Origin of the sequence: Pseudomonas sp. TREG-RG-20F-10-E-6-01, from assembly GCF_022662455.1 — a bacterium.
Classification (GTDB): domain Bacteria; phylum Pseudomonadota; class Gammaproteobacteria; order Pseudomonadales; family Pseudomonadaceae; genus Aquipseudomonas.
The window spans coordinates 382106-406245 of the sequence record NZ_JAKNQP010000003.1; the positions used below are offsets into that span (position 1 = coordinate 382106).

A 24140-nucleotide genomic window follows, 5' to 3' on the forward strand; every position below is an offset into this window, starting at 1 on the left:
TCCGTCGCATGCAATTGCCTACCTATCAAGACGTCATCGCCGCCGCCCAGCGCCTGGAGGGCTTCGCGCACACCACGCCGGTGCTCACCTCGCGCACCCTCAACGCCGAATCCGGCGCCGAAGTGTTCATCAAATGTGAGCACCTGCAACGCACCGGCTCGTTCAAGTTTCGCGGCGCGTTCAACGCCCTCTCGCAGTTTGATGCGCAGCAGCGCAGGGCCGGCGTGGTGGCGTTTTCTTCGGGTAACCACGCCCAAGGCATCGCGCTGGCGGCGCGTTTGCTGGGCATGCCGGCGACGATTGTGATGCCCACCGACGCGCCGGCCGCCAAGGTTGCCGCGACCCGTGAATATGGCGCGAGCGTGGTGCTGTATGACCGTTTCACCGAGGACCGCGAGCACATCGGCCGTACCCTGGCCATCGAGCAAGGGATGACGCTGATCCCGCCTTACGATCACCCGCACATCCTCGCCGGCCAAGGCACGGCCGCCAAGGAACTGCTGGAATTCACCGGCCCTTTGGACGCGCTCTTCGTCGGCCTGGGCGGCGGTGGCATGCTCTCAGGCACAGCACTTTCGACCCGTGCACTGGCGCCGGATTGCCAACTGTTCGGCGTCGAACCGGAGGCCGGCAATGACGGCCAGCGCTCCTTGCGTGCCGGCAGCATTGTGCACATCGACACGCCGGCGACCATTGCCGACGGTGCGCAAACCCAACACTTGGGCAACTACACCTTCCCGATCATCCGTGATCAGGTGAACGACATCTTCACCGTCTCCGACGCGCAGTTGGTGGAGGCCATGCGCTTTTTCATGCAGCGCGTGAAGATGGTAGTGGAACCCACCGGCTGCCTGGGCCTGGCTGCGTTGCGCCAACTGGGCGAGCGGTTCAAGGGCCAGCGCGTGGGGCTTATCGTCACCGGCGGCAACGTCGATATCCAGCGCTACGCCGCCCTGCTCAGCGAGGCGCCATGAACATCATTCACACCGCGACTGCCGCGCCGCCAGCAGGGCATTATTCGCAGGCCGTCCGCCATGGCGACACACTGTATATCTCCGGGCAATTGCCAGTCAGCGCGCAGGGTCGCCACAACCTTGAGGCGTCGTTTGCCGAACAGGCGCAGGTGGCGCTGGACAATGTGTTGGCGATCTTGAAAGCCGCTGGCGGTTCGCCCCAGGACTTGGTGAAGGTCACGGTGTACGTGGCCGGGGTTAACCACTGGCCGGAATTTGATCGAATTTACGCCGCCGCGCTGGGCGAGCACCGCCCTGCCCGCGCGGTGGTGCCGGTGCCTGAGTTGCATCACGGGTATCTGGTAGAGATTGAAGCGCTGGCGCGTTACTTGGCGTAGGTGTAGACCGCCGCGCGCGACACGCCCAGGTGCGAGGCGACAGTTTCCATGGCCCGGCGAACGTCCATGCAGCCGGAGTCTTTGAGCTCTTGCAGAAGCAGCCGCCGATCCGCCGCCTTGAGTGCCCGCGGCGTGGTCGCCAGGCGTGCGGCGAACTGGTCAATACGCGCACGAATCACATCGGCGCCGGACGGGTCGAGGGACTCATTGGGCTGGTCGCCACTGACTGAACCAAACTGCTCCAGCATGCTCTGCAAGCCCCGGAACAACGAGAGATCGACGTTCATGCACAAAGCCGCGACGTACTTGCCGCTGGTGTCCTTGATGCCGATCGACGTGCTTTTGACCTGGCGCCCATCGGCGAACTGGTTCTGGTAGTTGGCGAGGACCTGCGGGTAGTCCGGGTCGGCAATGCGCGCCAGGCCCAGTTCGGTGGCCGGGTCACCGGGTTGGCGCCCGGAGAGGTTGTTGTGGATCGCCAGAATCGCGTGCTGCGGGTCGCGCAAGTCGTGCAGCACCACTTCACAGAACGGGCTGAAGGTTTTGCTCAAGCCTTCGGCGATCTGTTCGAGCTGGCTGATCAGCGTGGTTTGTTCGGGAGAGGTCTTTTTCATGCAAGACAACATATCCAGTCCTGGACAGGACGTCAATTTGGCCGCGGTCCCTCATTGCGGCGTTTCAACCATGGAAGGGTTGCTTCCAGGTAGGCCGTGGCATGGCCCGCGTGTTGGATGTGCTGCAAGGCTTCACATAGCAAACGCGCACCAATGCCCTGCCCGGCCGCATCACCGCGCACGAACAATTTGCTGATTTGATGGCCGTCAATCTCGACGAAACCTTGCAGGCTATCGGTATACGCCAGCCACAGGCTGCCCGCGGCAATGGCCGCGCGGCACGTCTCAGGCGAGCGACCATCGAGCCACATTGCAATCTGCTCAGGGCCGTAATCGGCGTTGCACAGGTTTTCGACCGAGTTTTGATGCACGGCCAAGATGCTTTAGGCGTCTTCCTGGGCGGCTGCGCGGATCAGAATTTTTTTCATTCCCTTGAGTTTGCGTGTGTGGCCAGTGAACCCAGGCTTTATAGCTGAATGGGCGCCGGGCAGCGACCGATGACCGCACATCTTGTGCGTTGACCTACTTTGTTACACACCATATAGTGTGCCCACAAACAAAACAGACCACTACATAGTGTGCAGTATCGGTAATTACCGACCACACTATGCGCAGCATTTCAATGCCAGGTAGCCTGCAAACCGCATATTTTTGGACGGGTTAACACGCCGTCAGAACAGATCAGGAAGGAGTATTTCAATGCTGAGTTGGGATGAAGTCGACAACGAAGACACCGGTGCAGCGGTGATCAAGGGCGCCAACGCCGGGCATGCCAGCGAAGCCAACATGGACCGCCTTGACGGCGCCGGCGCCGCGGCCGCACTGGAAGCGCGCAACGTGACGGCCAACGACTCCGCCGCCATCGTGCGCGCCAAGGCCGCCCTGGACAAACTCGACGTCGCCGAAGGCCTCGCTGAGCTGGAAGGCTCCGCCGCCCGCGTCGCCGTCGACGAAAAGCGCATGATCAACTGCCGCGCTGACCTCAACCAACTCGTGCCCTTCAAGTACGACTGGGCCTGGCAAAAGTACCTCGACGGCTGCGCCAACCACTGGATGCCGCAAGAGGTCAACATGACCGCCGACATCGCCCTGTGGAAAAACCCCGAAGGCCTGACCGACGACGAACGCCGCATCGTCATGCGCAACCTCGGCTTCTTCTCCACCGCCGACTCCCTGGTTGCCAACAACCTGGTCTTGGCCGTGTACCGCCTGATCACCAACCCGGAATGCCGCCAGTACATCCTGCGCCAGGCCTTCGAAGAAGCGATCCACACCCACGCCTACCAGTACTGCATCGAATCGCTGGCCATGGATGAAGGCGAGATCTTCAACATGTACCACGAGATTCCATCGGTCGCTAAAAAGGCCGCTTGGGGCCTGAAGTACACCCGTTCGATCTCCGATCCGAAGTTCGAAACCGGCACCGTCGAGACCGACAAAGAGTTGCTGCGTAACCTGGTCGCTTACTACTGCGTGCTGGAAGGCATCTTCTTCTACTGCGGCTTCACCCAGATCCTGTCGATGGGCCGTCGCAACAAAATGACCGGCGTGGCCGAACAGTTCCAGTACATCCTGCGCGACGAGTCGATGCATCTGAACTTCGGTATCGATGTGATCAACCAGATCAAAATCGAAAACCCGCACTTGTGGGATGCCGAGATGAAGGAAGAAGCGACCCAGATGATCCTGCAAGGGACTCAGCTGGAGATTGAATATGCGCGCGATACCATGCCTCGCGGTGTTCTCGGCATGAATGCGGCGATGATGGAGGACTATCTGAAGTTCATCGCGAACCGTCGCCTGTCGCAGATTGGCTTGAAGGAAGAGTATCCAGGGACGACGAATCCGTTTCCTTGGATGAGCGAGATTATGGACTTGAAGAAAGAGAAGAATTTCTTCGAAACCCGTGTGATCGAGTACCAGACCGGCGGCGCGCTGAGCTGGGACTGATCAACAACACAGATCTAAACGTGTGGGAGCGGGCTTGCTCGCGAATACAGTGTGTCAGTCGATGCATCCGGTGACTGACTCACCGCATTCGCGGGCAAGCCCGCTCCCACATTGGGTCTGCGGTGCTCTATAGACTTTGCAAATTGCCCTTTATGCCCAATCAAACCATCAAAACGCCCTGCGTCGGCCTGTGCTCCACCGTTTACGGGGACTTGGTCTGCCGGGGCTGCAAGCGTTATCACCATGAGGTGATTCAGTGGAATGGCTACAGCGCCGACGAGAAGCAGGCAGTGTGGCAGCGCCTGGAACAGTTGCTGGTGCAGGTGATGGCCAGCAAGCTGGAAGTGCTTGACCCGCAGCGCCTGCGCCAGCAGTTGGAAGACCGCAAAATTCGGTTTGTGCCCCACCAGTCGCCGTATTGCTGGGCGTACCAGTTGATTGCGCGGGGTGCGCGGGTGATTTCCAGACTGGATGCGTATGGCCTGGCGTTGTTGCCGGAATTTCGGGAGCGCAACCTGACTGATTTACGCGACGCGATTGATCGCGAGTTTTTTCTGTTGTCCGAGGCGCACTACGAGCGCTACATCGCACCGGGGTTTCTGAAGGAAGCGTTTGGGCCAGCCCTGATTGCCACGTTCTAACACCCACCACAAAACTCTGTGGGAGCTGGCTTGCCTGCGATAGCAGTGGACGTGTCAATAAATTTGTCGACTGACACTCCGCTATCGCAGGCAAGCCAGCTCCCACATTTGATGTGTGTGTGGTTCAGGACATCCAGGAACCCGCCCGTTCTGTCTGCAAGCCATAGCGCTCAATCGCCTGCTGACACACCTCCCGCGCCACACTCCCCTGCTCCGCCAACGCTGTCAGCGCCGCCAGCACCAGGTGATGGCGATTTACTTCAAAGAAATCCCGCAACGCCGCCCGTGTGTCACTGCGGCCAAAACCGTCGGTGCCGAGCACGGTGTAGCTGCAATTGAGGTAAGAAGCAATCATCTGCGGCACCGCCCGCACATAGTCGGACACCGCAATCACCGGCGCGCCGTTGGGCAAGCAGTCATTTACATGGCTGACGCGCTTGGCGTCCTGGGGATGCAAGCGATTCCACCGCTCCACTTCCCGCGCATCCCGCGCCAGCTCACTGTAACTGGTGACGCTGAACACCTCGCTCGCAACCTGCCAATCCTCGGCCAGTAACTGCGCGGCAGCCTGGGCCTCGCGCAGCAGCGTGCCCGAACCCAACAGGCGCACTTGGGCATCTGACGCACCTTGCAAGCGGTACATACCTTTGATGATCGCCGACTCCACGCCCTGCGGCAGGCTCGGCTGCGGGTAGTTTTCGTTCATCAGCGTTACGTAGTAGAACTCGTCCACATCGTGCTCGAGCATCTGGCGCATGCCGTGGTCGAGGATCACCGCAAACTCGCCGGCAAACGCCGGGTCGTAGGCGCGGCAATTAGGCACGGCGGCGGCGCTGAGGTGGCTGCTGCCGTCCTGGTGCTGCAACCCTTCGCCGCCCAGGGTGGTGCGCCCGGCCGTGGCGCCAAGCAGGAAGCCGCGGGCGCGCTGGTCGGCGGCAGCCCAGATCAGGTCGCCGACGCGCTGGAAGCCGAACATCGAGTAATAGATGTAGAACGGCAACATGCGCAGGCCGTGCACCGAGTAACTGGTGGCCGCTGCCACCCACGAGCTGATGGCACTGGCTTCGCTGATGCCTTCCTCGAGGATCTGCCCGTCGGTGGCTTCGCGGTAGCTGAGGATCGAGCCGATGTCTTCGGGCTCGTAGCGCTGGCCGACGCTGGAATAGATGCCGATTTGCTTGAACAGGTTGGCCATGCCGAAGGTGCGCGCCTCATCCGCCACGATCGGCACGATGCGCGGGCCGAGGGCCTTGTCCTTGAGCAGGTTGGTGAGCATGCGCACGAAGGCCATGGTGGTGGACATCTCCTTGCCGTCAGCCGCCGTGGCGAAACCGGCGTAACCCGTCACCGGCGGCACCGCCACCGGCGCTGCGATCTGGCTGCGACTCGGTACGTAACCGCCCAGCGCCTGGCGGCGTTGATGCAGGTAGCGCAGTTCAAGGCTGTCGTCGGCCGGCTTGAAGAAGCTCAGCGATTCGGTCTGCTCGTCGGTCAGCGGCAACTGGAAGCGATTACGGAAGGCAATCAGCGCTTGCCGATCAAGCTTCTTCTGCTGGTGCGTGGTCATCCTGCCCTGCCCGGCTTCGCCCATGCCGAAGCCCTTTTTGGTCTGCGCCAGAATCACCGTCGGCTGGCCCTTGACCCGGCGCGCGGCGTGGTAGGCAGCGTGGATCTTGACCATGTCGTGGCCGCCACGCTTGAGACGGTCGATTTGCTCGTCACTCATGCCCTCGACCAACTTGGCCAGTGACTCGCTCTGGCCGAAAAAGTGCTCACGGTTGTAGGCGCCGTCTTTGGCGGCGAAGGTCTGGAATTGCCCGTCGACGGTCTGCGACAGCGTGCTCACCAGCGAGCCGTCGCTGTCCTTGGCAAGCAAGGCGTCCCAGTCTGAACCCCAGACCAGCTTGATCACATTCCAGCCGGCCCCGGCAAATAACGCCTCCAGTTCGTCGACGATGCGCCCATTGCCGCGCACTGGGCCGTCAAGGCGTTGCAGGTTGCAGTTGACCACCCAGGTCAGGTTGTCCAAGCCTTCGCGGGCGGCCAGGGTCAGGGCCGACATGCTTTCCGGTTCGTCCATTTCGCCGTCGCCGAACACACCCCAGACGTGACGGTCGGTGGTGTCGAGCAGCCCACGATGCTGCAGGTAGCGCATGAAACGCGCCTGGAAAATCGAGCTGATCGGGCCGATCCCCATGGAACCGGTGGGGAACTGCCAGAAGTCCGGCATCAGCCACGGGTGCGGGTAGCTGGAGAGACCCAGTGCGCCCGCTTGTTGCCCGCCGATCTCCTGGCGGTAGTGTGCGAGATCGTCTTCGCTCAAGCGGCCTTCCAGATAGGCACGCGCATAAATGCCCGGCGCGGAATGCGGCTGGTAGAACACCAGGTCGCCGCCAAAATCTTCGTTGCGGGCGCGGAAAAAGTGGTTGAAGCCCACTTCGAACAAATCGGCGGCACTGGCGTAGCTGGCGATATGGCCACCCAGTTCGCCGTACGCCTGGTTGGCGCGCACCACTATGGCCAGCGCGTTCCAGCGCACCAGCGAGGCCAGGCGCTCTTCCGTGGCGAGGTCACCGGGAAACGCCGGCTGCTGCGCAACGCTGATGCTGTTGATGTACGGCGTGCCGTGGCGGGGTTTCCAGTCGATGTGCGGGGCGCTGCCTTCGCGGGCCAGCAGGTCGAGGACCTGCCGCGCTCGTTCGGGTCCGGCGTTGGCCACCAGCGAGGCCAGCGCGTCACGCCACTCGTCCAGCTCTACTTGATCCAACGCCGTGTGATTGACTGCACTGGCGAAACCATTCATGCGCACCTCCGGGCTTTTTTTCCAGTTTATGCTGGTGCTAAAGAATTTTTTGCCTGTTATCAGGCGCAGGTTCGAGCATTTTGAGCATGAATCACTGCCAATCTGCTTTTTTCCAGCACGTTGTGCTCAAGCCACACGTAACACTGCAACTGTGTTTAAAATGCCGCCCGCTCAATGACCGACGCTGACCGATGACCCCAGACGCACTCGCCACCCTGCACGCCCACCTGCTCACCGCCCTGGCCAGCCCGCCCGCCGAGACCCGGCGACTGTTCCACGGCCGTGGCCGCTGCTGGCCGGGCCTGGAACAACTGACGGTGGACTGGTTGCAAGGGGTGATTCTGGTGTCGCTGTTCAAAGCGCCGGAGGCCGAACAGCTGGACGCGTTGAAACAGATGCTCAAAGAACAGCTCGGCGCCTATACCGTCGCCCTGCAACACCGCTACCTGCCGCAAAGCACTACTGAGTGGCTGGTGGGCGACGCTGTTGATGAGCTGACCATCACCGAAGACGGCCTGCGTTACTTGATCGATCTGGGAAAAAAACAGAACAGCGGGCTGTTCCTCGACATGCGTTACGGCCGTCACTGGGTGCGTGAGCAGGCCAAGGGCCAGCGCGTACTCAATTTGTTCGCGTATACCTGCGGGTTTTCGGTCGCGGCCATCGAAGGCGGGGCCGACCATGTGGTCAACCTCGACATGGCCCGTGGCGCCCTCAGCCGTGGCCGCGACAACCATCGCCTGAACGGTCACGACCTGAGCAACGTTACGTTTCTGGGCCATGACCTGTTCAAGTCCTGGGCCAAGGTCACCCACAGCGGGCCTTATGACTTGGTCATCATCGATCCGCCGTCCTTCCAGAAAGGCAGTTTCCTGCTGACCAAGGACTACCAGCGCGTGCTGCGCCGGCTGCCGGATTTGCTCACGCCACAGGGCAGCGTACTGGCGTGCATGAACGACCCGGCGTTTGGCGAAGACTTCCTGATCGACGGCGTCACCCGCGAAGCACCGGGCCTGCGCTTTGTGGAGCGGCTGCAAAACCCGCCTGAATTTCCGGATATCGACCCCCAAAGTGGCTTGAAGGCGCTGGTGTTCCGTCAGGGTTGATGCTGAAACGTCCTGCGCTTGCTACGCTAAGTGGTACACCGGGGTGGTGAACCTTATCCCCCCCTTCCCGGTCGATACCTGCATTCCCTGGCCAGACTCGACGGCGTTACGTTGTCGGCTGCCCTGTTTGACCTTTTGGAGAACCGCCCGTGATATCGACCCTGCATGTAGCCAGACTCAAAGCCTGGGGCGCCCACGGCTTTACTGCCACTGGCGTGGTGCTGGCCTTTTTGGCCACGCTTGCGCTGCTGGAAAACTCACCCAAGGCTTGCCTGCTCTGGCTGGGCCTGGCACTGGTAGTCGATGGCGTTGACGGCTCCCTGGCCCGACGAGTGAATGTCAGCACGGTACTGCCAAGCTTCGATGGCTCGGTGCTGGACCTGGTGATTGATTACCTGACGTATGTGTTTATTCCGGCGCTGTTCATCTACCGCTATATCGACCTGCCGGACTTCACTCACCTGTTTACGGTGTCGGTGATTCTGGTGTCGTCGCTGTTCTGCTTTTGCAATGTGAACATGAAGAGCAAGGACAACTACTTCGTCGGCTTCCCCGCCGCCTGGAACGTGGTTGCCCTGTGCGTGTACATCATTCAGCCGGACGCCTGGGTCACCTTGCTGACGGTGATTGGCCTGGCGCTGCTGACCGTGACGCCGATGAAGTTTTTGCACCCGTTCCGGGTGAAGCGCTTTATGCCGATCAACATTGCCGTCACCACAATCTGGTTGTTGTGCAGCTTTTTGATGGTGGTGGACTACCCGAATACCAACCCATGGACGTTCGGGTTGTGGTCGCTGATGTCGGCGTATTTCCTCGGCATTTGTGTGTGGCGCACAGCGCTGGAGTGGCTGGGAACCCATAAATAGCAAGGCGGGCACGGTTTAAAGGTGGGAGCTGGCTTGCCTGCGATGGCGCCGGGTCAGTTACAGCAGTTGGGCCTGCCCCACCGCTATCGCAGGCAAGCCCGCTCCCACATTTGGATCTGTGTACATCCGGCAGGTAAGATGACGACCTTTGGCGCAGCCCCTTTGCTGCGCCCTGCCAAGAATAAGCCCTGCCCATGCCCTTCGAACTCAGCGTAGACCTCACCACCCTCGCCATCCTGGCCATCGTGGCCTTTATCGCCGGCTTCATCGATGCCATCGCCGGCGGCGGCGGGCTGCTCACCACGCCAGCCCTGCTGACCGCCGGCATGCCGCCCCACCTGGTGCTGGGCACCAATAAACTCAGTTCCACCTTTGGCTCGGCCACGGCCAGCTTTACCTTCTACCGGCGCAAACTCTTTCACCCGCGCCAGTGGGTGCATGCCATCGTCGGCACGCTGATCGGCGCCCTCGCCGGCGCGGTGGTCGCGCACTACCTGCCCGCCGAAACCCTGAACAAAATGCTCCCGGTGATCGTATTCGGCTGCGGTGTGTACCTGCTGTTTGGCGGCACGCCCAAGGCGCCGCTGGATGCCGACGCGCCGATCAAGAAAAAATGGCAATCCACCCAGGGCTTCGGCCTGGGCTTCTACGACGGCGTGGCCGGCCCCGGCACCGGCGCGTTCTGGACGGTCAGCACGATGCTGCTGCACCCCATCGACCTGGTGAAGGCCAGCGGCGTAGCGCGCAGCATGAACTTCGTCAGCAACGCGGCGGCGCTGTCGGTGTTCATCTTCAACGGCTCGGTGGACTGGATCGTCGGCCTGGCGATGGGCTTCTCGGTAATGTGCGGCGCGTTCTTTGGCGCACGCAGCGCGATCAGCGGCGGCGCCAAATTCATTCGCCCGGTGTTTATCACCGTGGTCCTTGGCCTGACCGTGCGCCTAGCCTGGCAACACTGGTTCAGCGTGGCCTAAACGACGGGCCAGGTAGAGGTCGATCAGGTAACGCGCAATCGACCGTGACGCCGGCAATGGCGGCAGGTCGTGGATGTTGAACCACTGCGCGTCCTCGATCTCGTCGGCTTGGGGCACGATGTCGCCACCGGCATATTCGGCATGGAAGCCGAGCATCATCGAATGCGGGAACGGCCAGCATTGGCTGCCCATGTACTGGATATTCTTGACCTCCACCTGCACTTCCTCGCGCACCTCGCGGATCAGGCAGTCTTCGGCCGACTCACCCGGCTCGGCGAACCCGGCCAAGGTGCTGTAGACGCCCGTGACAAAACGCGGCGAACGCGCCAGCAGGATCTCGTCGCCCCGGGTCACCAACACGATCATGCTCGGCGAAATGCGCGGGTAGCTGCGCAGGTCGCAGGCCGGGCAATGCATCGCACGCTCACGCGGCACCTGGACCATGGCCTGGCCGCAGCTGCCGCAAAACCGGTGCTCGCGCGCCCAGGTGCCGATCTGCGCCGCGTAGCCGAGCACTTTGTACAGTGTGTGGTCGCCCTGCAGCATGAACGCGCGCAAACCCTGCCAGCTGCAGCCCGGCACGTCACTTGCCGAGTTCAGTTCCAGCAGGTACACCGGCTCACCGTCGAGGTGGCCGATGCCGTGTTCGGCGAACACCGACAGGTCCTGGCGCTTAAGCCATTCGCGCGCAAACAGCGGGCCATTGGTGTCATGCAAAAAGCCTTCACGGCTGCGGGCAACGGCCCAGCCACCGGGGGCGTCGTTGTCCAGCAGCGTTGTGGTAATCCAGCCTGGGGTCATGTCAGTCAATCCACGAATTCGGGTTTCTGCTTACTCATATGGGCCGCGATGGCCACGCGCAGGTCGTTGGATTGCAACATAGCCGAGTTCCAGGTGGCAACGTATTCCAGACCATCATTGACCGTATGGTCACGCATGTAGCTGATCATCGCCTTGGTGCCGGTCACGGCAATCGGCGACTTGGCGGCGATTTGCTGGGCAATGTCCATCACGCCGGCCAACAGGCTTGCATGGTCCGCATACACGCGATTGACCAGGCCGATGCTGCGCGCTTCCTCAGCCCCGAACTGGCGGCCGGTGTAAGCCAGTTCACGCAGCATGCCGTCGCCGACAATGCGCGGCAGGCGCTGCAGGGTGCCCACGTCGGCGGCCATGCCGATGTCGATTTCCTTGATCGAGAACTGCGCGTCTTCGGCGGCGTAGCGCATGTCGCAGGCACTGATCAAGTCGATGGCGCCGCCGATGCAGTAGCCGTGGATCGCCGCCAGCACCGGTTTGCGGCAATTGTCGACGGCGTTGAACGAGGCTTGCAGCTCAAGGATCTTGCGGCGCAACAAGCGCGCATTGCGGCCCACGTCCTTGCCGAACTCGTTGGCCACCGAGGCCAGCAGCATCAGGTCGATGCCGGAAAAAAAATGCTTGCCGGCGCCGCTGAGCACCACGGCGCGCACGGCGTCGGTGTCTTCGACCCACTGGAAGATGTCGATGATCTCGGTCCAGAACGCCGCGTTCATCGCGTTGATCTTTTCCGGGCGGTTGATCTGCACATGGGCAACGTTGCCGCTGAGCTCGACGACGAAAGCTTGGTATTCGGACATGGCAGTGATCCCTGACTGGCGAGTGATAAGGGCCGAACTATAACAAGGGAGCGCGGCGGCGCATCGGCCAAAAACGGGACTGGCAAACGTAATGAAATGTTGTGGGGCCGCGGTTCATGGCCTGCCGATACATTTCACCCAGGGACGCGACTTTATCGGCTATACAATCTGGGCCATTTCCTGGAGCCGTCTATGCCGACCACGTTTCGCTCATCGTTGATTCTGGCCCTGGTGGTCGTGCTGACTGGCATTGGCGCCGGGCTTGGCGGGATGCTCCTGGCGTTGCTGCTGCACGCCATTCAGCACCTGGCGTACGGCTACAGCCTCGACAGCCTGATCAGCCATGAAACCTTTCTTTTGGGCGTGACCGCAGCCGCACCGCAGCGTCGGTTAGTGGTCTTGGTCATGTGCGGCCTGGTTGCGGGTGTGGGCTGGTGGACGATTTATCGCTACGGCCGCCCACTGGTGAGCATCAAGCAGGCGGTTGGCGAAAAGATGCCGATCATGCCGCCCAAGACCACCCTCGCCCACGCCATCCTGCAAATTGTCACCGTGGCCCTCGGCTCGCCGCTGGGGCGTGAAGTGGCGCCGCGCGAAGTCGGCGCGCTGGCGGCCACATGGTTAGCGCAACGGGCGCGACTGGAACCGTCGATGCATCGGCTGATCGTCGCCTGCGGCGCGGGTGCAGGCCTGGCGGCGGTGTACAACGTGCCATTGGGCGGCGCGGTGTTTGTGCTGGAAGTGCTGGTCGGCGCATTCAGCTGGCCAGCGGCGGTGATTGCGTTGGCAATGTCGGCGATTGGGGCTTCGGTGGCGTGGATCGGCCTTGGCGCAGAGTCGCAATACGTGGTGCCGCATTTTCTGCTGAGCCCGACGTTGATCGCCTGGGCCGTGGCGTGTGGCCCGGTGTTTGGCGTGGCGGCCTATGGTTTCATTCGCTTTACCAGTGCCGCCAGGGCAAACGCCGCGCGCGGCTGGCGTTTGCCGGTACTGGCGTTGATCAACTTCACCCTCATCGGTGCGCTGGCCATGCTGCTGCCGCAGATCCTCGGCAACGGCAAGGGCCCGGCGCAACTGGGTTTCGACAATGAACTGACAATCGGCCTGGCCGCCATCCTGCTGCTGGTCAAAGTGCTGATCACGGCCAGCAGCCTGCGCGCCGGGGCCGAAGGCGGGCTGCTGACCCCGGCCCTGGCCAATGGCGCGCTGCTGGCGATCATCCTTGGCGGCGCCTGGAGCCTGGCGTGGCCCGGCGTGCCACTGGGCGCGTTTGCGATCATCGGCGCAGCGGCGTTCCTGGCGGCGAGCATGAGCATGCCGCTGACGGCAATTGTGCTGGTGGCGGAATTTACCCGAATCGAGCATGACTTTCTGGTGCCGATCATCCTGGCGGTGGTCGGCTCGCTGTGCGTGAGCAAACTGCTTGCGCGCTGGGAAAACGCTGGAAAAAAGCCCGCCTAAGCGCCATCCTTCGCGCTTTAAGCCGCCCCGAAGCGGCGCTCGACGCTCAAAGGAATTGCCATGCACGCCCAACCCCTCGCCCCCGCCGATTTCGAATTCATCGAAGAAACCCTGCTCAAGTACGGCGACGATCACTCGGTGCTGAACCTGGCCGAACTCGACGGCTACTTCACTGCGCTGGTCTCAAGCCCGGCGCAAGTGGACGTCGCTGAGTGGTTCCCGGCGATCTGGGGTGGGCAGAACCCGGACTGGGAAAGTGTGGAAGAGGCCCAACGTTTTCTCGAACTGTGCGTGCGCCATATGAATACCCTGGCCGCGCAGTTGGCAACCGACGCGCAAGGCTTCAAGGCTCGCTTTGATGACACGGAGCATCAGGGCCACGTCGTCACCCTGGCGGAGGAATGGTGCTTTGGCTATATCCGTGGCGCCGCGATCGGCCACTGGCCCGAATTGCCCGCCGAACTGGCCGGGCAACTGGAGAAAATTTCCTGGTGCGCCGAGCAGGACAACTTCGAATTGCCGGCGGACCTGGATGTAAACGCCCATCAACAGCGGGTCAGCGCAATCGAACCGGCTGCGCGGGCGCTACATGATTACTGGTTGAGCAAACGCTGAGCCGGGCTTATTTGAAGTCCAGGTCAAACGCCTGATAGAAGGCGTTGCCGGTGTTGGCCACGATCCACATCAACACCATCACGTGGCGACCCTTTTTGCCCTTGGGCAAAGTCACCTGGTGTTCGACCTTGGCTTTCATCTCATCGGCGTGCTGGTAATACGGCACCTGGGTGTAGAAGTCTTCAAAGAATGGCTTTGCCTCAAGCTGGGCGCGGCTGATGCGCTGTTTGGGGTCCCAGCCATCCTTGGTGATGAGCCAGCGATAACCCCGGGTGACGTGGGCAGCGGTGTATTCCCACTGCACCTTGAACACCTGGCCGGCCTCGACATTGAGCAATGGCCAAGTGAACGGGGTGTTGAGCTTTTTGCTCATTTCCTCGTCGGTGAAGTTGAGGCAATCGCGCTCGTCGGTTTTGCCGCCGCTCAGGATGTGCCCGTCGGCCGGCGGCGTGACGCTTTGATCATCGGTTTGATATGGCGCAGGGAAAGGCCCGGCGGTGAGTGCCGGGAAGTTCTTGCCGCCTTCCATTTCGTTGACTTGCCAGTTGCCCAGCAGCCCACGTTCCACGGCCACCGAGCCTCGGCTGGCGGGGGTCACGACACGGCCGTGTCTGAGTTGCGTCTGAGGTTTGTTCATTTCATTCACTCCTTGATTGAAAGCGCCCCGTCATGGGGCGTGCCTCAAACTTACCGCGGTGGGTTTTATTGTCCAGTCGATGCTTCTTTCGGAACATTCGTACAGCGACGCCGTTTCGCGGAGTAAAGGCTGTTGTCCTGCACCGCGAGGGTTGCTTGTCCTACCCAGCTAAGGGCAGCAAGGCTACACGCCCTGTCCGCAAGTGGATCACGCCGTAATACGCGCCGTACAACGATCCCTGCTCGACAAGCGTGGCGTGTTTGGCTGATTATTCGGGTCCGCCCGTCGGCCACTCCACACCACCTTGCCTTGATCAGGAGCCTTGTACCTTGAGTTCGCAGAAAACCGTGACCGTTACACCGCCCAATTTCCCCCTGAACGGCAAGGTCGCTCCTCCCGGCTCCAAATCCATTACCAACCGCGCCCTGTTGCTGGCGGCGCTGGCCAAGGGCACCAGCCGTTTGAGCGGCGCGCTGAAAAGCGATGACACCCGCCACATGTCGGTGGCCCTGCGCCAGATGGGCGTGACCATCGATGAGCCGGATGACACCACCTTCGTGGTCACCGGCTCCGGCAAACTGCAATTGCCCGCGCAGCCGTTGTTCCTCGGCAATGCCGGCACCGCGATGCGTTTTCTCACGGCAGCCGTGGCAACGGTCGAAGGCACCGTGGTGCTGGACGGCGACGACTACATGCAAAAACGCCCGATCGGCCCGCTGCTGGCCACCCTTGGCCAGAACGGCATCCGCGTCGACAGCCCCACGGGTTGCCCGCCGGTGACCGTGCACGGCGTGGGCAAGGTCCAGGCCAAACGCTTTGAAATCGACGGCGGTTTGTCCAGCCAGTACGTGTCGGCCTTGCTCATGCTTGCCGCCTGCGGCGAAGCGCCGATTGAAGTGGCACTGACCGGCAAGGACATTGGCGCCCGTGGCTACGTGGACCTGACCCTGGACTGCATGCGTGCCTTTGGCGCACAGGTCGAAGTGGTCGACGACACCACCTGGCGCGTCGCCCCCACCGGCTACACCGCCCATGACTACCTGATCGAACCCGATGCCTCCGCTGCAACGTACCTGTGGGCCGCTGAAGTGTTGACCGGCGGGCGCATTGACATCGGCGTGGCGGCGCAGGACTTCACTCAGCCGGACGCCAAGGCCCAGGCCGTGATCGCCCAGTTCCCGAACATGCAGGCCAACGTGGTCGGCTCGCAAATGCAGGACGCGATCCCGACCCTGGCAGTCTTGGCCGCCTTCAATAACACCCCGGTGCGCTTCACTGAACTGGCCAACCTGCGCGTGAAGGAATGTGACCGGGTGCAGGCGCTGCACGATGGCCTCAACGAAATTCGCCCCGGCCTGGCCACCATCGAAGGCGATGACCTGCTGGTCGCCAGCGACCCTGCACTGGCCGGCACCACGTGCAACGCGCTGATCGACACCCACGCCGACCACCGCATCGCCATGTGCTTTGCGCTGGCCGGGTTGAAGGTCTCGGGTATCCGTATTCAAGACCCGGACTGCGTGGCCAAGACCTATCCTGAGTACTGGAAGGCCTTGGGCAGTCTTGGGGTCGCACTGAGCTACTGAAGCAGCGGCGTCGGAATGGGGAGGGAATGCACATGACGATTCGCCCGCCCTGCCCACCCGGCGCCTGCGTGTGCGAGCGTGAGCAACTGCTGCAAGCGCCCGACGCCGACCTGCGCATTCTTCACCTGACACGCCAGGAAGAAAAACGCCTGCTCGAGCGCCTCGAAGACCTCAAAAGCCTGCAAGACCTCGAACACATGCAACAGCGGATGTACGAGCAATTGGGCATCCGCGTGCATGTCGCACCGGGGCACACCGAGGTCAAAAGCATGCGCGGGATTCAGATCGTCATCGACGACCTGCCGGGCATGTGTCGCAGGACCCGACAATCGATTCCCGCAGCGATTCGTCGCGGCATGGAAAAACGCCCGGAGATTGCCTACCGCTTGCTCGATGCCCACGACCTGTTTCGCGAAGGTTGAATCACCCGGCTACGGTTTCGTCCTCAAACAGGCCCAGCCCCACGACCTTCGCCGCCTGTAAATGCGCTTGCGCCCCCCCGCTCTCGGATTCCAGCAGCAACTCGGACGTCACCACCTGAGCACCGCAATAATCAAAAATCCCGTAGTCAATTTGCGTGCGCATCGCCTTGGCATAGCCGTGGCGATCAAATGCGCTTTCATCGGCTGCACCGACCGCCAGCAGGTGCACCTGCAAGTGCCGCAGTTTTTTCACCACTGGCGTATCGGGACCGTAGTCGATGGCCCAGCCGTTGACGAACACGCGGTCGACCCAGCCTTTGAGCAAGGCCGGCAGCGACCACCAGTAGATCGGGAACACCATGACCAGCGCGTCGGCGCGGTCGATGCGTGCTTGCTCAGCGAGGATGTCGGCCGGTGGCGCGGCACGGCTGCGGTGCACGCGGTGGTCGGCAGCGGTGTAGCGTGGGTCGAAACCTTCGGCGGCGAGGTCGGCGATCTCGAACGTGTGGCCGGCCTCGGTGAGCCCTGCCGCCACTTGCGCGGCGAGGCTGTGGGTGAGCGATTGCGGGTCGTGATGAGCAACAACGATCAGAGCATGCATGACATTGACTCCCTTTGCGTTTAGGCTGGGCTAAACTACTTTTAGTAAGTTACCCCATCAAGTTACTTTTGGTATATAAGCATGTCAAGCACTGAATCCCCTGCTCCACGCCGGCGCCTTGCGCGCGAAGATCGTCTGCGCCAACTGCTCGATGTGGCCTGGCAACTGGTGCGCGAGGAAGGCACCGAAGCGCTGACCCTGGGCCGTCTCGCGGAACTGGCGGGCGTCACCAAGCCGGTGGTCTATGACCATTTCGTCACCCGCGCAGGCTTGCTCGCCGCGCTGTACGAAGATTTCGACGGGCGCCAGAACCAGCTGTTTGCCGAAGCCCTCGATAGCAGTGGCGCGACACTCGATGACCGCGCGCAGGTGATCGCCGCGTGCTATGTCGATTGTGTGTTGCTGCAGGGGCGGGAAATTCCGGGGGTGATTGCTGCGTTGAGCAGTTCGCCGGAACTGGAAACCCTCAAGCGCAAATACGAGGCGATCTTTCTCGACAAGTGCCGCGACGCCCTGGCGCCGTTTGCACCCGGCGCCACCGTGCCGCAAGCCGGCTTGCGGGCGATGCTGGGCGCGGCGGAGGCGCTGTCCCAGGCGGCAGCCAGCGGCGAGATCAGCCGCGATGAGGCGCAGCAGGAGCTGCTCGCGACGATCCTGAGCATGGTCAATCGCAGCCGCGGGTAAATCATTATTTGCGCCGCAGGAATAAAGCGTCGTGACGGGTGTTTACCTGAGTACGGTACCTGGAACCTGGCCAAGCCTTAAGGCTTGAGGCCGCGAAAAAAAACTCCCCACTTTTAGCCCGTGGGGAGTTTTTTCATGACGCCTGATGGGTGGAGGGCGAAGTATTACAAATGATCAGTGACAGACCGGTAGTCATAGGTGAGTGACTCCAGCAGTTTTTCATCAAACGATATTTTATAACTGAAGGCTTGCACGTTACTGATGCTGATGACCTTTTCCGTATGAACAATACCGGATATTTTGTCGCGCCACGTCGCCAACAATTGCTGCCCGCCCGGCAGGCTCTGCGTACGCAACCATATATCACCACTGACTGTTTGCACTGTCAGCTGTGATGCATCCTCAGTGCCTATTTGCGCGCGTGCACCCGGCGTTGCAATCAGTGTCGAAAGCAGGATGCCGTTGTCCGACACTTGAAAGAAGTCAGTGCCTTTGGCCAGCCAGTCCACGTCGTCGCCTTTTTGGGTAAGAATGGCCTTAACCAGCGCGGGATCTTTCAATATACGACCCGGTTTTTTTAATGACGTCGACGCCCCACCCAATTGCATGGCAACATGCTTGGGCCCAAACAGTACGTCAGAAATATTAACTTTACCGCCCAGCTCTACAACAGGAATGAACAAGTCAGCCAACTTATAAGCCGTTGGCTCCACGGTCGGGGTTAACGTCTCACCCAACTGCGCAACCACTTGAATCACATTCGACTGCCAGTACTCAGGCTTTTCCTTAACGAGTTCACGAATGTACTTCAACGCCGGCTCATATACTCCAGACACGCTTGCAAGGTAGAGAATCAGTTCACTCTTTACGTTAGACGGAGCGCTGCCCACGTTCTGTTCTGCGAAACTTTTCGCACTGTCTGGCTTGAACAATTTTACGTTTTCGAACGCCGCCATACGCACAGCAATGTTCTGTTCAGCGTCATTCAAAATGCGTGTTGAATACGGCAATAAGGCGCCATCGCCCTTCATCCGTTCCAGTACCAGCATTTTTTTATCTGAAGAAATCTGCTCAACCGTTAGCAAGGCGGCTATTCGCTTGCCTACGTCGTCCTCCGCGATGACGAATCTAAAAGGTCCACGGTTTTTTGCGACAATCAACAACGCGTCGGAGAATACTCTGTATCTTGTCTGGGGGGCTTCGATGATCTCAAGCAGCAGTTTTTCTTCCGGCCCATTGATTGGAAAGAATGACTCACTGACCCGTGAGTAATCTCTTGCCAGCCGTATCATATAGGCATTTATAATTGCTTCGGTCCTGAGTTCATCTAACGTCTTTCTCCCCTCACTCTGCTCATCGTCAAATCTCATCCATTTGTCAACGCGGTCCTTGAATGACGTCACCAGCACATCGGTGATATTTTTATAACCAATAAACGCACTCAGCGTAATGATCCCCGTCAATACCAGTGCCGCCACGCCTATCCAGTTCTTCACTTGGTTGATAAAAGCAAACATCTTATCGATTGCCTTCTCTGCAATCTTATTTTCCGCACTTGAGATTTTGCTTTCTACATCCTTCAATAGGCCCGCACTGTCAGATTTCAGCCGTTCAAGTTCCAATCGAAGCGCGTGATTCTCTTTGAATAACTCCGCACGAATCTTCGCCGTTTCCTTTTCCAGATACAGCGCCACGTACTCTTCATCTTTTTCCATATTGAACTCTTACTGTCCATGTTAATTTTCAAGCCGTCGAACGCCCTGGTTCGAAAAGGCAAAGGTAGTATTTTTTCGCGCACGATCGAGGGACGTCAGTGAAGTCCCACTGTTTACACCAGGTTTTCTTTAACGAACAACTGCACCTTGCGCGCCAGATGATCGAGATGCCGGTCGCGTTGCTTCTCGGCATCCACCATCGCGCGCTTGCCGTGTTTTTGCAGCAGATAGGTATGAATCTGCCGCACCTCCAGCGAGCGATAGATCGCCGCCACGTCGAGCACGCCCATCAGGCCGTCAGTGCCGTAATCGCGCGTGTTCATCAGCACCTGCGTGTCGCGCGCACCGCGTACCTGAAAGCCCATGGCCGTGAACGCCGGGACCTTTTCCACGGCACACGCCAACTCGGCGTGGGGATAACGCGCCAGCACGTCCTGCATCATTGCGCGCGCCACACCCTGGCGGCGCCTACCCGCCTGCACCGCCATGAACGCGATACCGCAGGCTTGCGGGTCGTCTTTCACCGGCAGATAGAGGCAAAAGCCGACCAGCGTGTCTTCATCCATCGCCACCACCAGTTCAACAGCGATGCCCTTCGAGCCATCCAGCGCTTGCAGGTACAGGTGCACCTCAAAGCCGGTGGTGTACTGGTAAATGTTGTAGAGCAGGTTGCTGGGCGGCAGCGCGACGCTGCTGATGTCGGTGAGGTTATCCACCACCATCTGCAGGATCTGGCTGTTAATCGACTCGGGGCACGGCGCGGTGTAACGGGTAAGGCTGAACATGCAAATTCCTGGGGTTTCGCGTCAAGGCAGCGGCGATTGTACCTGCTGCGACCGGTTCATTGCCCGCACACCTCGCGCAAACAACCACGCAACCAGCGATGGGCCAGGTCGGCATCCAGCTGCGGGTGCCAGAGCATGGCCACGGTAAACGACGCAAGCGTCAGCGGCAGCGCAACGCTGTACAGCCCATCGCGCTGGTGGGCGGTGTAGCGTTCGGGCACGCTGGCGATCAGTCGGCACCTCGGGCCTGGGCGCAGTATTTGCCTGGGCCAGCCCCGGTATCACCCATGCAACCGCGCAAACCGTGGCTAATGGCCTGCACGTGACCTTTGCCGTGGCACTGGTCTTGATCGTCCTCGCAAGCCGCTTTGCCTGGCGCCGCCACAGCGCCGTGAACGGCCCGCAGAACACCCGTTGAGGCAAAAAAACAAAAAAGGCGTTGCGCCAGACCGGGTTACATCGCGCATCATGGGCACTTTCAAGCTCAAGGGTAACGTCCATGCGCGTTCTGTCATTGATGATGGGTCTTACGACGCTGGCCGCCAGTCTGGCGTTCTGCGCCAGCGCGATGGCGAATGAAGAAAGTCAGTTGGTGCAACAGATCAACCAGTACCGCAGCCAGGTGCAGCGCTGCGGTGACCAGGGTTCACAGGAGCTGCCACCGCTGGCCAGCGACACGCGGCTGGTGTTGCCAGCCACCAATGTCGGCGATTTGCAGCAAGCGCTCGCGCGGGCTGCGTACCCGATGGTCAACGTGCAAGCCATCAGCCTGTCGGGGCCCAAGGATGCCCAGGCGGCCATGAAGGCGGTGCGGGAAAGTTTCTGCCGCGTGGTGCTGGACCCGCAATTTGTCGACATCGGCGTGAGCAACAGCGGCGAGGACTGGCGCATTGTGCTTGCCCGCCCGCTGCTTTCCAGCGGTTTGGGTGATTGGCAGACCGAAGGCCGGCAGTTGCTCAACCTGATCAACGCCGCCCGTGAACAGCCGCGCCAGTGCGGCACCCAGGCATTTGCCGCGACCACGCCATTGTCGTGGAACGACGACCTGGCCAGCGCCGCCAACAGCCACACGCGCAATATGGCCAACGGCAACTTCTTCGACCACCTGGACCACGACGGCCGCACCCCGGGTGATCGCGCCGAACTGGCAGGCTATATCGCGAAAAATATCGGCGAGAACATCGCCGCCGGCCTCGACACGCCGCGCAAGGTGGTGGATGGCTGGCTCGCCAGCCCAGGGCATTGCGCCAACCTGATGAACCCGCAATTTCGCGAGTTGGGCGCCGCTTATGCGATGGACCCTAAAAGTGATGCGGGCATTTACTGGACCGGTTTGTTCGGCACGCAATAGCGGTTGGGCAAGCGCCCAACCCGGCCGAAGCAAGCCTGCTCGAACGCGTATGAAATCAAAGTGCCATCTTGCCGATAATTGCGCTGAACTGCTGACGATCAACTGTGTCTGTAGCTGGGCGCCATGAATGTTCAGGCGCGCTGAAGACTCTGGCAAACAAGGTGTTCTCCCAATGATGAATTGGCTGCAAGGCAGCAGCGACATGGCCGAACGCGTGCGTCAGCATGATTGGGCGAGTACACCATTGGGTCCGCTGGAACACTGGCCCGACGTACTCAAAACAACGGTCGCGCTGTGCTTTGCCTCAAGCTTCCCCCAGTCCATCAGCTGGGGGCCACACTTGATCACGCTCTACAACGATGCGTTTGTCCCCATTCTTGGCGATAAACCCTACTCGTTGGGCCGTCCTTTCAGTGAAACCTGGCGCGAAGTCTGGGATGAAGTAAGCCCCATCGCCCACGCGGCCTTTGAGGGGCACGCGACCTATGTCGAGAATTACCCGCTGGTGATTGAACGTGGCAACGGCCCGGAGCAATCGTATTTCACGTTTTGCTACAGCCCTGTGCGCGACCCGCTGGGCGCGGTCGTGGGCATGCTCAATACCGTCACCGAAACCACCGCAACCGTATTCCTCAGCCGTCGCCTGGCCGTATTGGATGCGATTGGCAGCGCGGTGGCCAACGCCACTGACGCCGAAGCCATCATGACCCTCACCACGCGCCTGCTCGCCGAGCACATGCAGGTGTCCATCTGCGCCTATGCCGACATGGAAGCCGACGAAGACAGCTTCACCATCCGCGACAACTGGGCCGCACCGGGCTCGCCGAGTATTGTCGGGCGTTACAGCCTGGCGGATTTCGGCGAGCAGGCCGTAAGGTGCCTGCGTGCAGGCGAGCCGTTTGTGGTGAATGACAACTGCGTGGAGTTCAGCCACGAGGAAGCCGCCGCCTACCAGTCGCTGGGCGTGACGGCGACGGTGTGTTTTCCGTTGATCAAGGATGGGCGCCTGACTGCACTGATGGCCGTGCACCATAAATTCGCGCGTCTGTGGTCACCGTACGACCTGGCGCTGGTGGGTGAAGTCACCGAGCGCTCCTGGGCGCATATAGAACGTGTGCGCGCCGACGCCGCCGTACGCGACGGCCTGGCGGCGATCACCGAACTGAATGCCACCCTGGAACAACGCGTAGAAGAGCGCACCGCCGCATTGACCCAGGCTGAAGCGGCGTTGCACCAGTCGCAAAAGCTCGAGGCGATCGGCCAGTTGACCGGCGGCGTGGCCCATGACTTCAACAACCTGCTGACGATCATTCGCTCCTCGGTGGATTTTCTGCGCCAGCCGGGGCTGTCCGAAGAGCGACGCACACGCTACATGAGCGCGGTTTCAGACACCGTCGAGCGCGCCAGCAAGCTCACCAGCCAGTTGCTCGCCTTCGCCCGCCGCCAGCCGTTGAACCCGGAAGTTTTCGATGTGTGCGAGCGGGTCAAGAACATCGGCGAGATGCTTGAAAGCGTGACCGGCGCGCGTATCACTGTGCAGATCGAACTGCCCCGCCTGCCATGCTATGTGCGCGTTGACCCGAGCCAGTTTGAAACCGCGCTGATCAATATCGCGCTCAATGCCCGCGATGCCATGGACGGCCGCGGCACCCTGACACTGCGCGTCGCCACGGTGGCAGCGTTGCCACTGATCCGTGGCGATGTGCAAGTACAGCAGCCGTTTGTGGCGATTGCGCTGGCCGACACCGGCAGCGGCATTACCGAGGACACTGTCGAGCGCATTTTCGAGCCATTCTTTACCACCAAGGCGGTGGGCAAAGGCACGGGCCTTGGCTTGTCGCAGGTGTTCGGGTTCGCCAAGCAATCGAGCGGTAACGTCGACGTATCCAGCACCCTCGGGCAAGGCAGCGTGTTTACCCTGTACTTGCCCGAAGCAGAAGCCGAGACGGTGCAGGCCAGCCTACCCCAGGAGGACGGCTCGCTGGTCCACGATACCGCGCAGCGGCATATTCTGATCGTCGAAGACAACCTCGAAGTGGGCCGCTTTGCCAATCAGATCCTGCAGGACCTCGGTTACCAGACCACCTGGGCCACCGACGCCGAACAGGCACTCGCGTTAGCCGGTGCCGATGTGATGGCCTTCGACGCGATTTTTTCCGATGTGGTAATGCCGGGCATGACCGGCGTGGCGATGACCAGACTGCTGCGCAAGCGTCGGCCGGACCTGCCGGTGGTGCTGACCTCCGGCTACAGCGAAGAATTGGCCGACAGTGGGTATGAAGGGGTCGAGTTCCTGGCCAAGCCCTACTCCGCCGACCAGGTGGCGCGCGTGCTGGCCAAGTCGATGCAGCGCGCCTGA

At 61.0% G+C, this 24140-nt stretch carries 23 protein-coding genes and 1 pseudogene; 14 read left to right on the forward strand and 10 right to left on the reverse strand.

The features are described from left to right. Window positions 1–8: 8 nt before the first annotated feature. Together L8K08_RS12070 and L8K08_RS12075 are read left to right on the forward strand one after the other, a co-directional pair. Complete coding sequence (locus tag L8K08_RS12070) at window positions 9–974, forward strand: threo-3-hydroxy-L-aspartate ammonia-lyase (protein ID WP_242197090.1); 966 nt, start codon at window positions 9–11, stop codon at window positions 972–974. Continuing rightward, window positions 971–1351, forward strand: a complete 381-nt coding sequence (locus tag L8K08_RS12075; protein ID WP_145165622.1) for a RidA family protein — start codon at window positions 971–973, stop codon at window positions 1349–1351. Before L8K08_RS12070 ends, L8K08_RS12075 begins: the two co-directional genes overlap by 4 nt. Here the strand turns inward: L8K08_RS12075 and L8K08_RS12080 are convergent. Further along, complete coding sequence (locus L8K08_RS12080; protein ID WP_145165623.1) at window positions 1339–1965, reverse strand: PAS domain-containing protein; 627 nt, start codon at window positions 1963–1965, stop codon at window positions 1339–1341. The two genes, L8K08_RS12075 and L8K08_RS12080, sit on opposite strands and share 13 nt — an antisense overlap. Before the next feature lie 32 nt (window positions 1966–1997). Further along, on the reverse strand, window positions 1998–2336 hold the full coding sequence (locus L8K08_RS12085; protein ID WP_242197911.1) for a GNAT family N-acetyltransferase: 339 nt from the start codon (window positions 2334–2336) through the stop codon (window positions 1998–2000). A 328-nt stretch (window positions 2337–2664) separates the two neighbouring features. Here L8K08_RS12085 and L8K08_RS12090 point away from each other — a divergent pair, with 328 nt between their 5' ends. Both L8K08_RS12090 and L8K08_RS12095 read left to right on the forward strand, forming a co-directional pair. Beyond that, on the forward strand, window positions 2665–3915 hold the full coding sequence (locus L8K08_RS12090; RefSeq protein WP_034108883.1) for a ribonucleotide-diphosphate reductase subunit beta: 1251 nt from the start codon (window positions 2665–2667) through the stop codon (window positions 3913–3915). A 152-nt stretch (window positions 3916–4067) separates the two neighbouring features. Beyond that, window positions 4068–4556, forward strand: a complete 489-nt coding sequence (locus L8K08_RS12095; protein WP_145165625.1) for a DUF1289 domain-containing protein — start codon at window positions 4068–4070, stop codon at window positions 4554–4556. 124 nt (window positions 4557–4680) lie between these two features. On the opposite strand, the gene mdeB is transcribed toward L8K08_RS12095, so the two are convergent. After that, complete coding sequence (gene mdeB, locus L8K08_RS12100; RefSeq protein ID WP_242197091.1) at window positions 4681–7359, reverse strand: alpha-ketoglutarate dehydrogenase; 2679 nt, start codon at window positions 7357–7359, stop codon at window positions 4681–4683. Window positions 7360–7550: 191 nt separating this feature from the next. On the opposite strand from mdeB, the gene L8K08_RS12105 reads away from it, so the two are divergent. The 3 genes from L8K08_RS12105 to L8K08_RS12115 all read left to right on the forward strand — a co-directional run bounded on the left by L8K08_RS12105 (window position 7551) and on the right by L8K08_RS12115 (window position 10305). After that, on the forward strand, window positions 7551–8465 hold the full coding sequence (locus L8K08_RS12105; RefSeq protein ID WP_242197095.1) for a class I SAM-dependent methyltransferase: 915 nt from the start codon (window positions 7551–7553) through the stop codon (window positions 8463–8465). A gap of 149 nt (window positions 8466–8614) precedes the next feature. Next, window positions 8615–9331, forward strand: a complete 717-nt coding sequence (gene pcsA, locus L8K08_RS12110; protein ID WP_145165627.1) for a phosphatidylcholine synthase — start codon at window positions 8615–8617, stop codon at window positions 9329–9331. A gap of 194 nt (window positions 9332–9525) precedes the next feature. Then, window positions 9526–10305, forward strand: coding sequence for a TSUP family transporter (locus L8K08_RS12115; RefSeq protein WP_119741946.1), 780 nt, complete (start codon window positions 9526–9528; stop codon window positions 10303–10305). Here the strand turns inward: L8K08_RS12115 and nudC are convergent. Next, the gene (gene nudC / locus L8K08_RS12120; protein ID WP_145165628.1) at window positions 10273–11106 is read right to left on the reverse strand and encodes an NAD(+) diphosphatase; all 834 of its coding nucleotides are present in this window, start codon (window positions 11104–11106) and stop codon (window positions 10273–10275) included. The two genes, L8K08_RS12115 and nudC, sit on opposite strands and share 33 nt — an antisense overlap. A gap of 5 nt (window positions 11107–11111) precedes the next feature. After that, complete coding sequence (locus L8K08_RS12125; RefSeq protein ID WP_242197098.1) at window positions 11112–11924, reverse strand: crotonase/enoyl-CoA hydratase family protein; 813 nt, start codon at window positions 11922–11924, stop codon at window positions 11112–11114. Between the two features lie 192 nt (window positions 11925–12116). Here L8K08_RS12125 and L8K08_RS12130 point away from each other — a divergent pair, with 192 nt between their 5' ends. After that, window positions 12117–13385: a chloride channel protein gene (locus L8K08_RS12130; protein WP_242197102.1), complete on the forward strand. Its 1269-nt coding sequence runs from the start codon at window positions 12117–12119 to the stop codon at window positions 13383–13385. A 60-nt stretch (window positions 13386–13445) separates the two neighbouring features. Continuing rightward, on the forward strand, window positions 13446–14000 hold the full coding sequence (locus L8K08_RS12135; protein WP_145165631.1) for a UPF0149 family protein: 555 nt from the start codon (window positions 13446–13448) through the stop codon (window positions 13998–14000). 7 nt (window positions 14001–14007) lie between these two features. On the opposite strand, the gene L8K08_RS12140 is transcribed toward L8K08_RS12135, so the two are convergent. Further along, complete coding sequence (locus tag L8K08_RS12140) at window positions 14008–14637, reverse strand: lytic polysaccharide monooxygenase auxiliary activity family 9 protein (RefSeq protein ID WP_242197105.1); 630 nt, start codon at window positions 14635–14637, stop codon at window positions 14008–14010. Window positions 14638–14966: 329 nt separating this feature from the next. Between L8K08_RS12140 and L8K08_RS12145 the strand changes: the two genes are divergently transcribed. Continuing rightward, the gene (locus L8K08_RS12145) at window positions 14967–16223 is read left to right on the forward strand and encodes a 3-phosphoshikimate 1-carboxyvinyltransferase (protein ID WP_242197108.1); all 1257 of its coding nucleotides are present in this window, start codon (window positions 14967–14969) and stop codon (window positions 16221–16223) included. A gap of 32 nt (window positions 16224–16255) precedes the next feature. Beyond that, window positions 16256–16645, forward strand: coding sequence for a hypothetical protein (locus L8K08_RS12150; RefSeq protein ID WP_242197111.1), 390 nt, complete (start codon window positions 16256–16258; stop codon window positions 16643–16645). 1 nt (window position 16646) lies between these two features. On the opposite strand, the gene L8K08_RS12155 is transcribed toward L8K08_RS12150, so the two are convergent. Beyond that, entirely contained in the window at window positions 16647–17246 is a 600-nt protein-coding gene (locus L8K08_RS12155) for an NAD(P)H-dependent oxidoreductase (protein WP_145165635.1), read from the reverse strand. Window positions 17247–17327: 81 nt separating this feature from the next. Here L8K08_RS12155 and L8K08_RS12160 point away from each other — a divergent pair, with 81 nt between their 5' ends. After that, window positions 17328–17930: a TetR/AcrR family transcriptional regulator gene (locus tag L8K08_RS12160; protein WP_242197114.1), complete on the forward strand. Its 603-nt coding sequence runs from the start codon at window positions 17328–17330 to the stop codon at window positions 17928–17930. 164 nt (window positions 17931–18094) lie between these two features. On the opposite strand, the gene L8K08_RS12165 is transcribed toward L8K08_RS12160, so the two are convergent. The 3 genes and pseudogenes from L8K08_RS12165 to L8K08_RS12175 all read right to left on the reverse strand — a co-directional run. Continuing rightward, window positions 18095–19645: a hypothetical protein gene (locus L8K08_RS12165; protein WP_242197117.1), complete on the reverse strand. Its 1551-nt coding sequence runs from the start codon at window positions 19643–19645 to the stop codon at window positions 18095–18097. Between the two features lie 113 nt (window positions 19646–19758). Beyond that, window positions 19759–20430, reverse strand: coding sequence for a GNAT family N-acetyltransferase (locus tag L8K08_RS12170; RefSeq protein WP_242197120.1), 672 nt, complete (start codon window positions 20428–20430; stop codon window positions 19759–19761). A gap of 56 nt (window positions 20431–20486) precedes the next feature. Next, a pseudogene (locus tag L8K08_RS12175) lies at window positions 20487–20660 on the reverse strand (LysR family transcriptional regulator); the annotation flags it as partial. A 269-nt stretch (window positions 20661–20929) separates the two neighbouring features. Between L8K08_RS12175 and L8K08_RS12180 the strand changes: the two are divergent. Together L8K08_RS12180 and L8K08_RS12185 are read left to right on the forward strand one after the other, a co-directional pair. After that, window positions 20930–21781: a CAP domain-containing protein gene (locus L8K08_RS12180; RefSeq protein ID WP_145165639.1), complete on the forward strand. Its 852-nt coding sequence runs from the start codon at window positions 20930–20932 to the stop codon at window positions 21779–21781. 172 nt (window positions 21782–21953) lie between these two features. Continuing rightward, on the forward strand, window positions 21954–24140 hold the full coding sequence (locus L8K08_RS12185; RefSeq protein ID WP_242197123.1) for a response regulator: 2187 nt from the start codon (window positions 21954–21956) through the stop codon (window positions 24138–24140).

Coding starts and splice junctions, on each gene's coding strand:
- L8K08_RS12070 (WP_242197090.1), top strand. CDS start 9: ATGCAATTGCCTACCTATCAAGACGTCATCGCCGCCGCCCAGCGCCTG.
- L8K08_RS12075 (WP_145165622.1), top strand. CDS start 971: ATGAACATCATTCACACCGCGACTGCCGCGCCGCCAGCAGGGCATTAT.
- L8K08_RS12080 (WP_145165623.1), bottom strand. CDS start 1,965: ATGAAAAAGACCTCTCCCGAACAAACCACGCTGATCAGCCAGCTCGAA.
- L8K08_RS12090 (WP_034108883.1), top strand. CDS start 2,665: ATGCTGAGTTGGGATGAAGTCGACAACGAAGACACCGGTGCAGCGGTG.
- L8K08_RS12095 (WP_145165625.1), top strand. CDS start 4,068: ATGCCCAATCAAACCATCAAAACGCCCTGCGTCGGCCTGTGCTCCACC.
- mdeB (WP_242197091.1), bottom strand. CDS start 7,359: ATGAATGGTTTCGCCAGTGCAGTCAATCACACGGCGTTGGATCAAGTA.
- L8K08_RS12105 (WP_242197095.1), top strand. CDS start 7,551: ATGACCCCAGACGCACTCGCCACCCTGCACGCCCACCTGCTCACCGCC.
- L8K08_RS12115 (WP_119741946.1), top strand. CDS start 9,526: ATGCCCTTCGAACTCAGCGTAGACCTCACCACCCTCGCCATCCTGGCC.
- nudC (WP_145165628.1), bottom strand. CDS start 11,106: ATGACCCCAGGCTGGATTACCACAACGCTGCTGGACAACGACGCCCCC.
- L8K08_RS12125 (WP_242197098.1), bottom strand. CDS start 11,924: ATGTCCGAATACCAAGCTTTCGTCGTCGAGCTCAGCGGCAACGTTGCC.
- L8K08_RS12130 (WP_242197102.1), top strand. CDS start 12,117: ATGCCGACCACGTTTCGCTCATCGTTGATTCTGGCCCTGGTGGTCGTG.
- L8K08_RS12135 (WP_145165631.1), top strand. CDS start 13,446: ATGCACGCCCAACCCCTCGCCCCCGCCGATTTCGAATTCATCGAAGAA.
- L8K08_RS12140 (WP_242197105.1), bottom strand. CDS start 14,637: ATGAACAAACCTCAGACGCAACTCAGACACGGCCGTGTCGTGACCCCC.
- L8K08_RS12150 (WP_242197111.1), top strand. CDS start 16,256: ATGACGATTCGCCCGCCCTGCCCACCCGGCGCCTGCGTGTGCGAGCGT.
- L8K08_RS12155 (WP_145165635.1), bottom strand. CDS start 17,246: ATGCATGCTCTGATCGTTGTTGCTCATCACGACCCGCAATCGCTCACC.
- L8K08_RS12160 (WP_242197114.1), top strand. CDS start 17,328: ATGTCAAGCACTGAATCCCCTGCTCCACGCCGGCGCCTTGCGCGCGAA.
- L8K08_RS12165 (WP_242197117.1), bottom strand. CDS start 19,645: ATGGAAAAAGATGAAGAGTACGTGGCGCTGTATCTGGAAAAGGAAACG.
- L8K08_RS12170 (WP_242197120.1), bottom strand. CDS start 20,430: ATGTTCAGCCTTACCCGTTACACCGCGCCGTGCCCCGAGTCGATTAAC.
- L8K08_RS12180 (WP_145165639.1), top strand. CDS start 20,930: ATGCGCGTTCTGTCATTGATGATGGGTCTTACGACGCTGGCCGCCAGT.
- L8K08_RS12185 (WP_242197123.1), top strand. CDS start 21,954: ATGATGAATTGGCTGCAAGGCAGCAGCGACATGGCCGAACGCGTGCGT.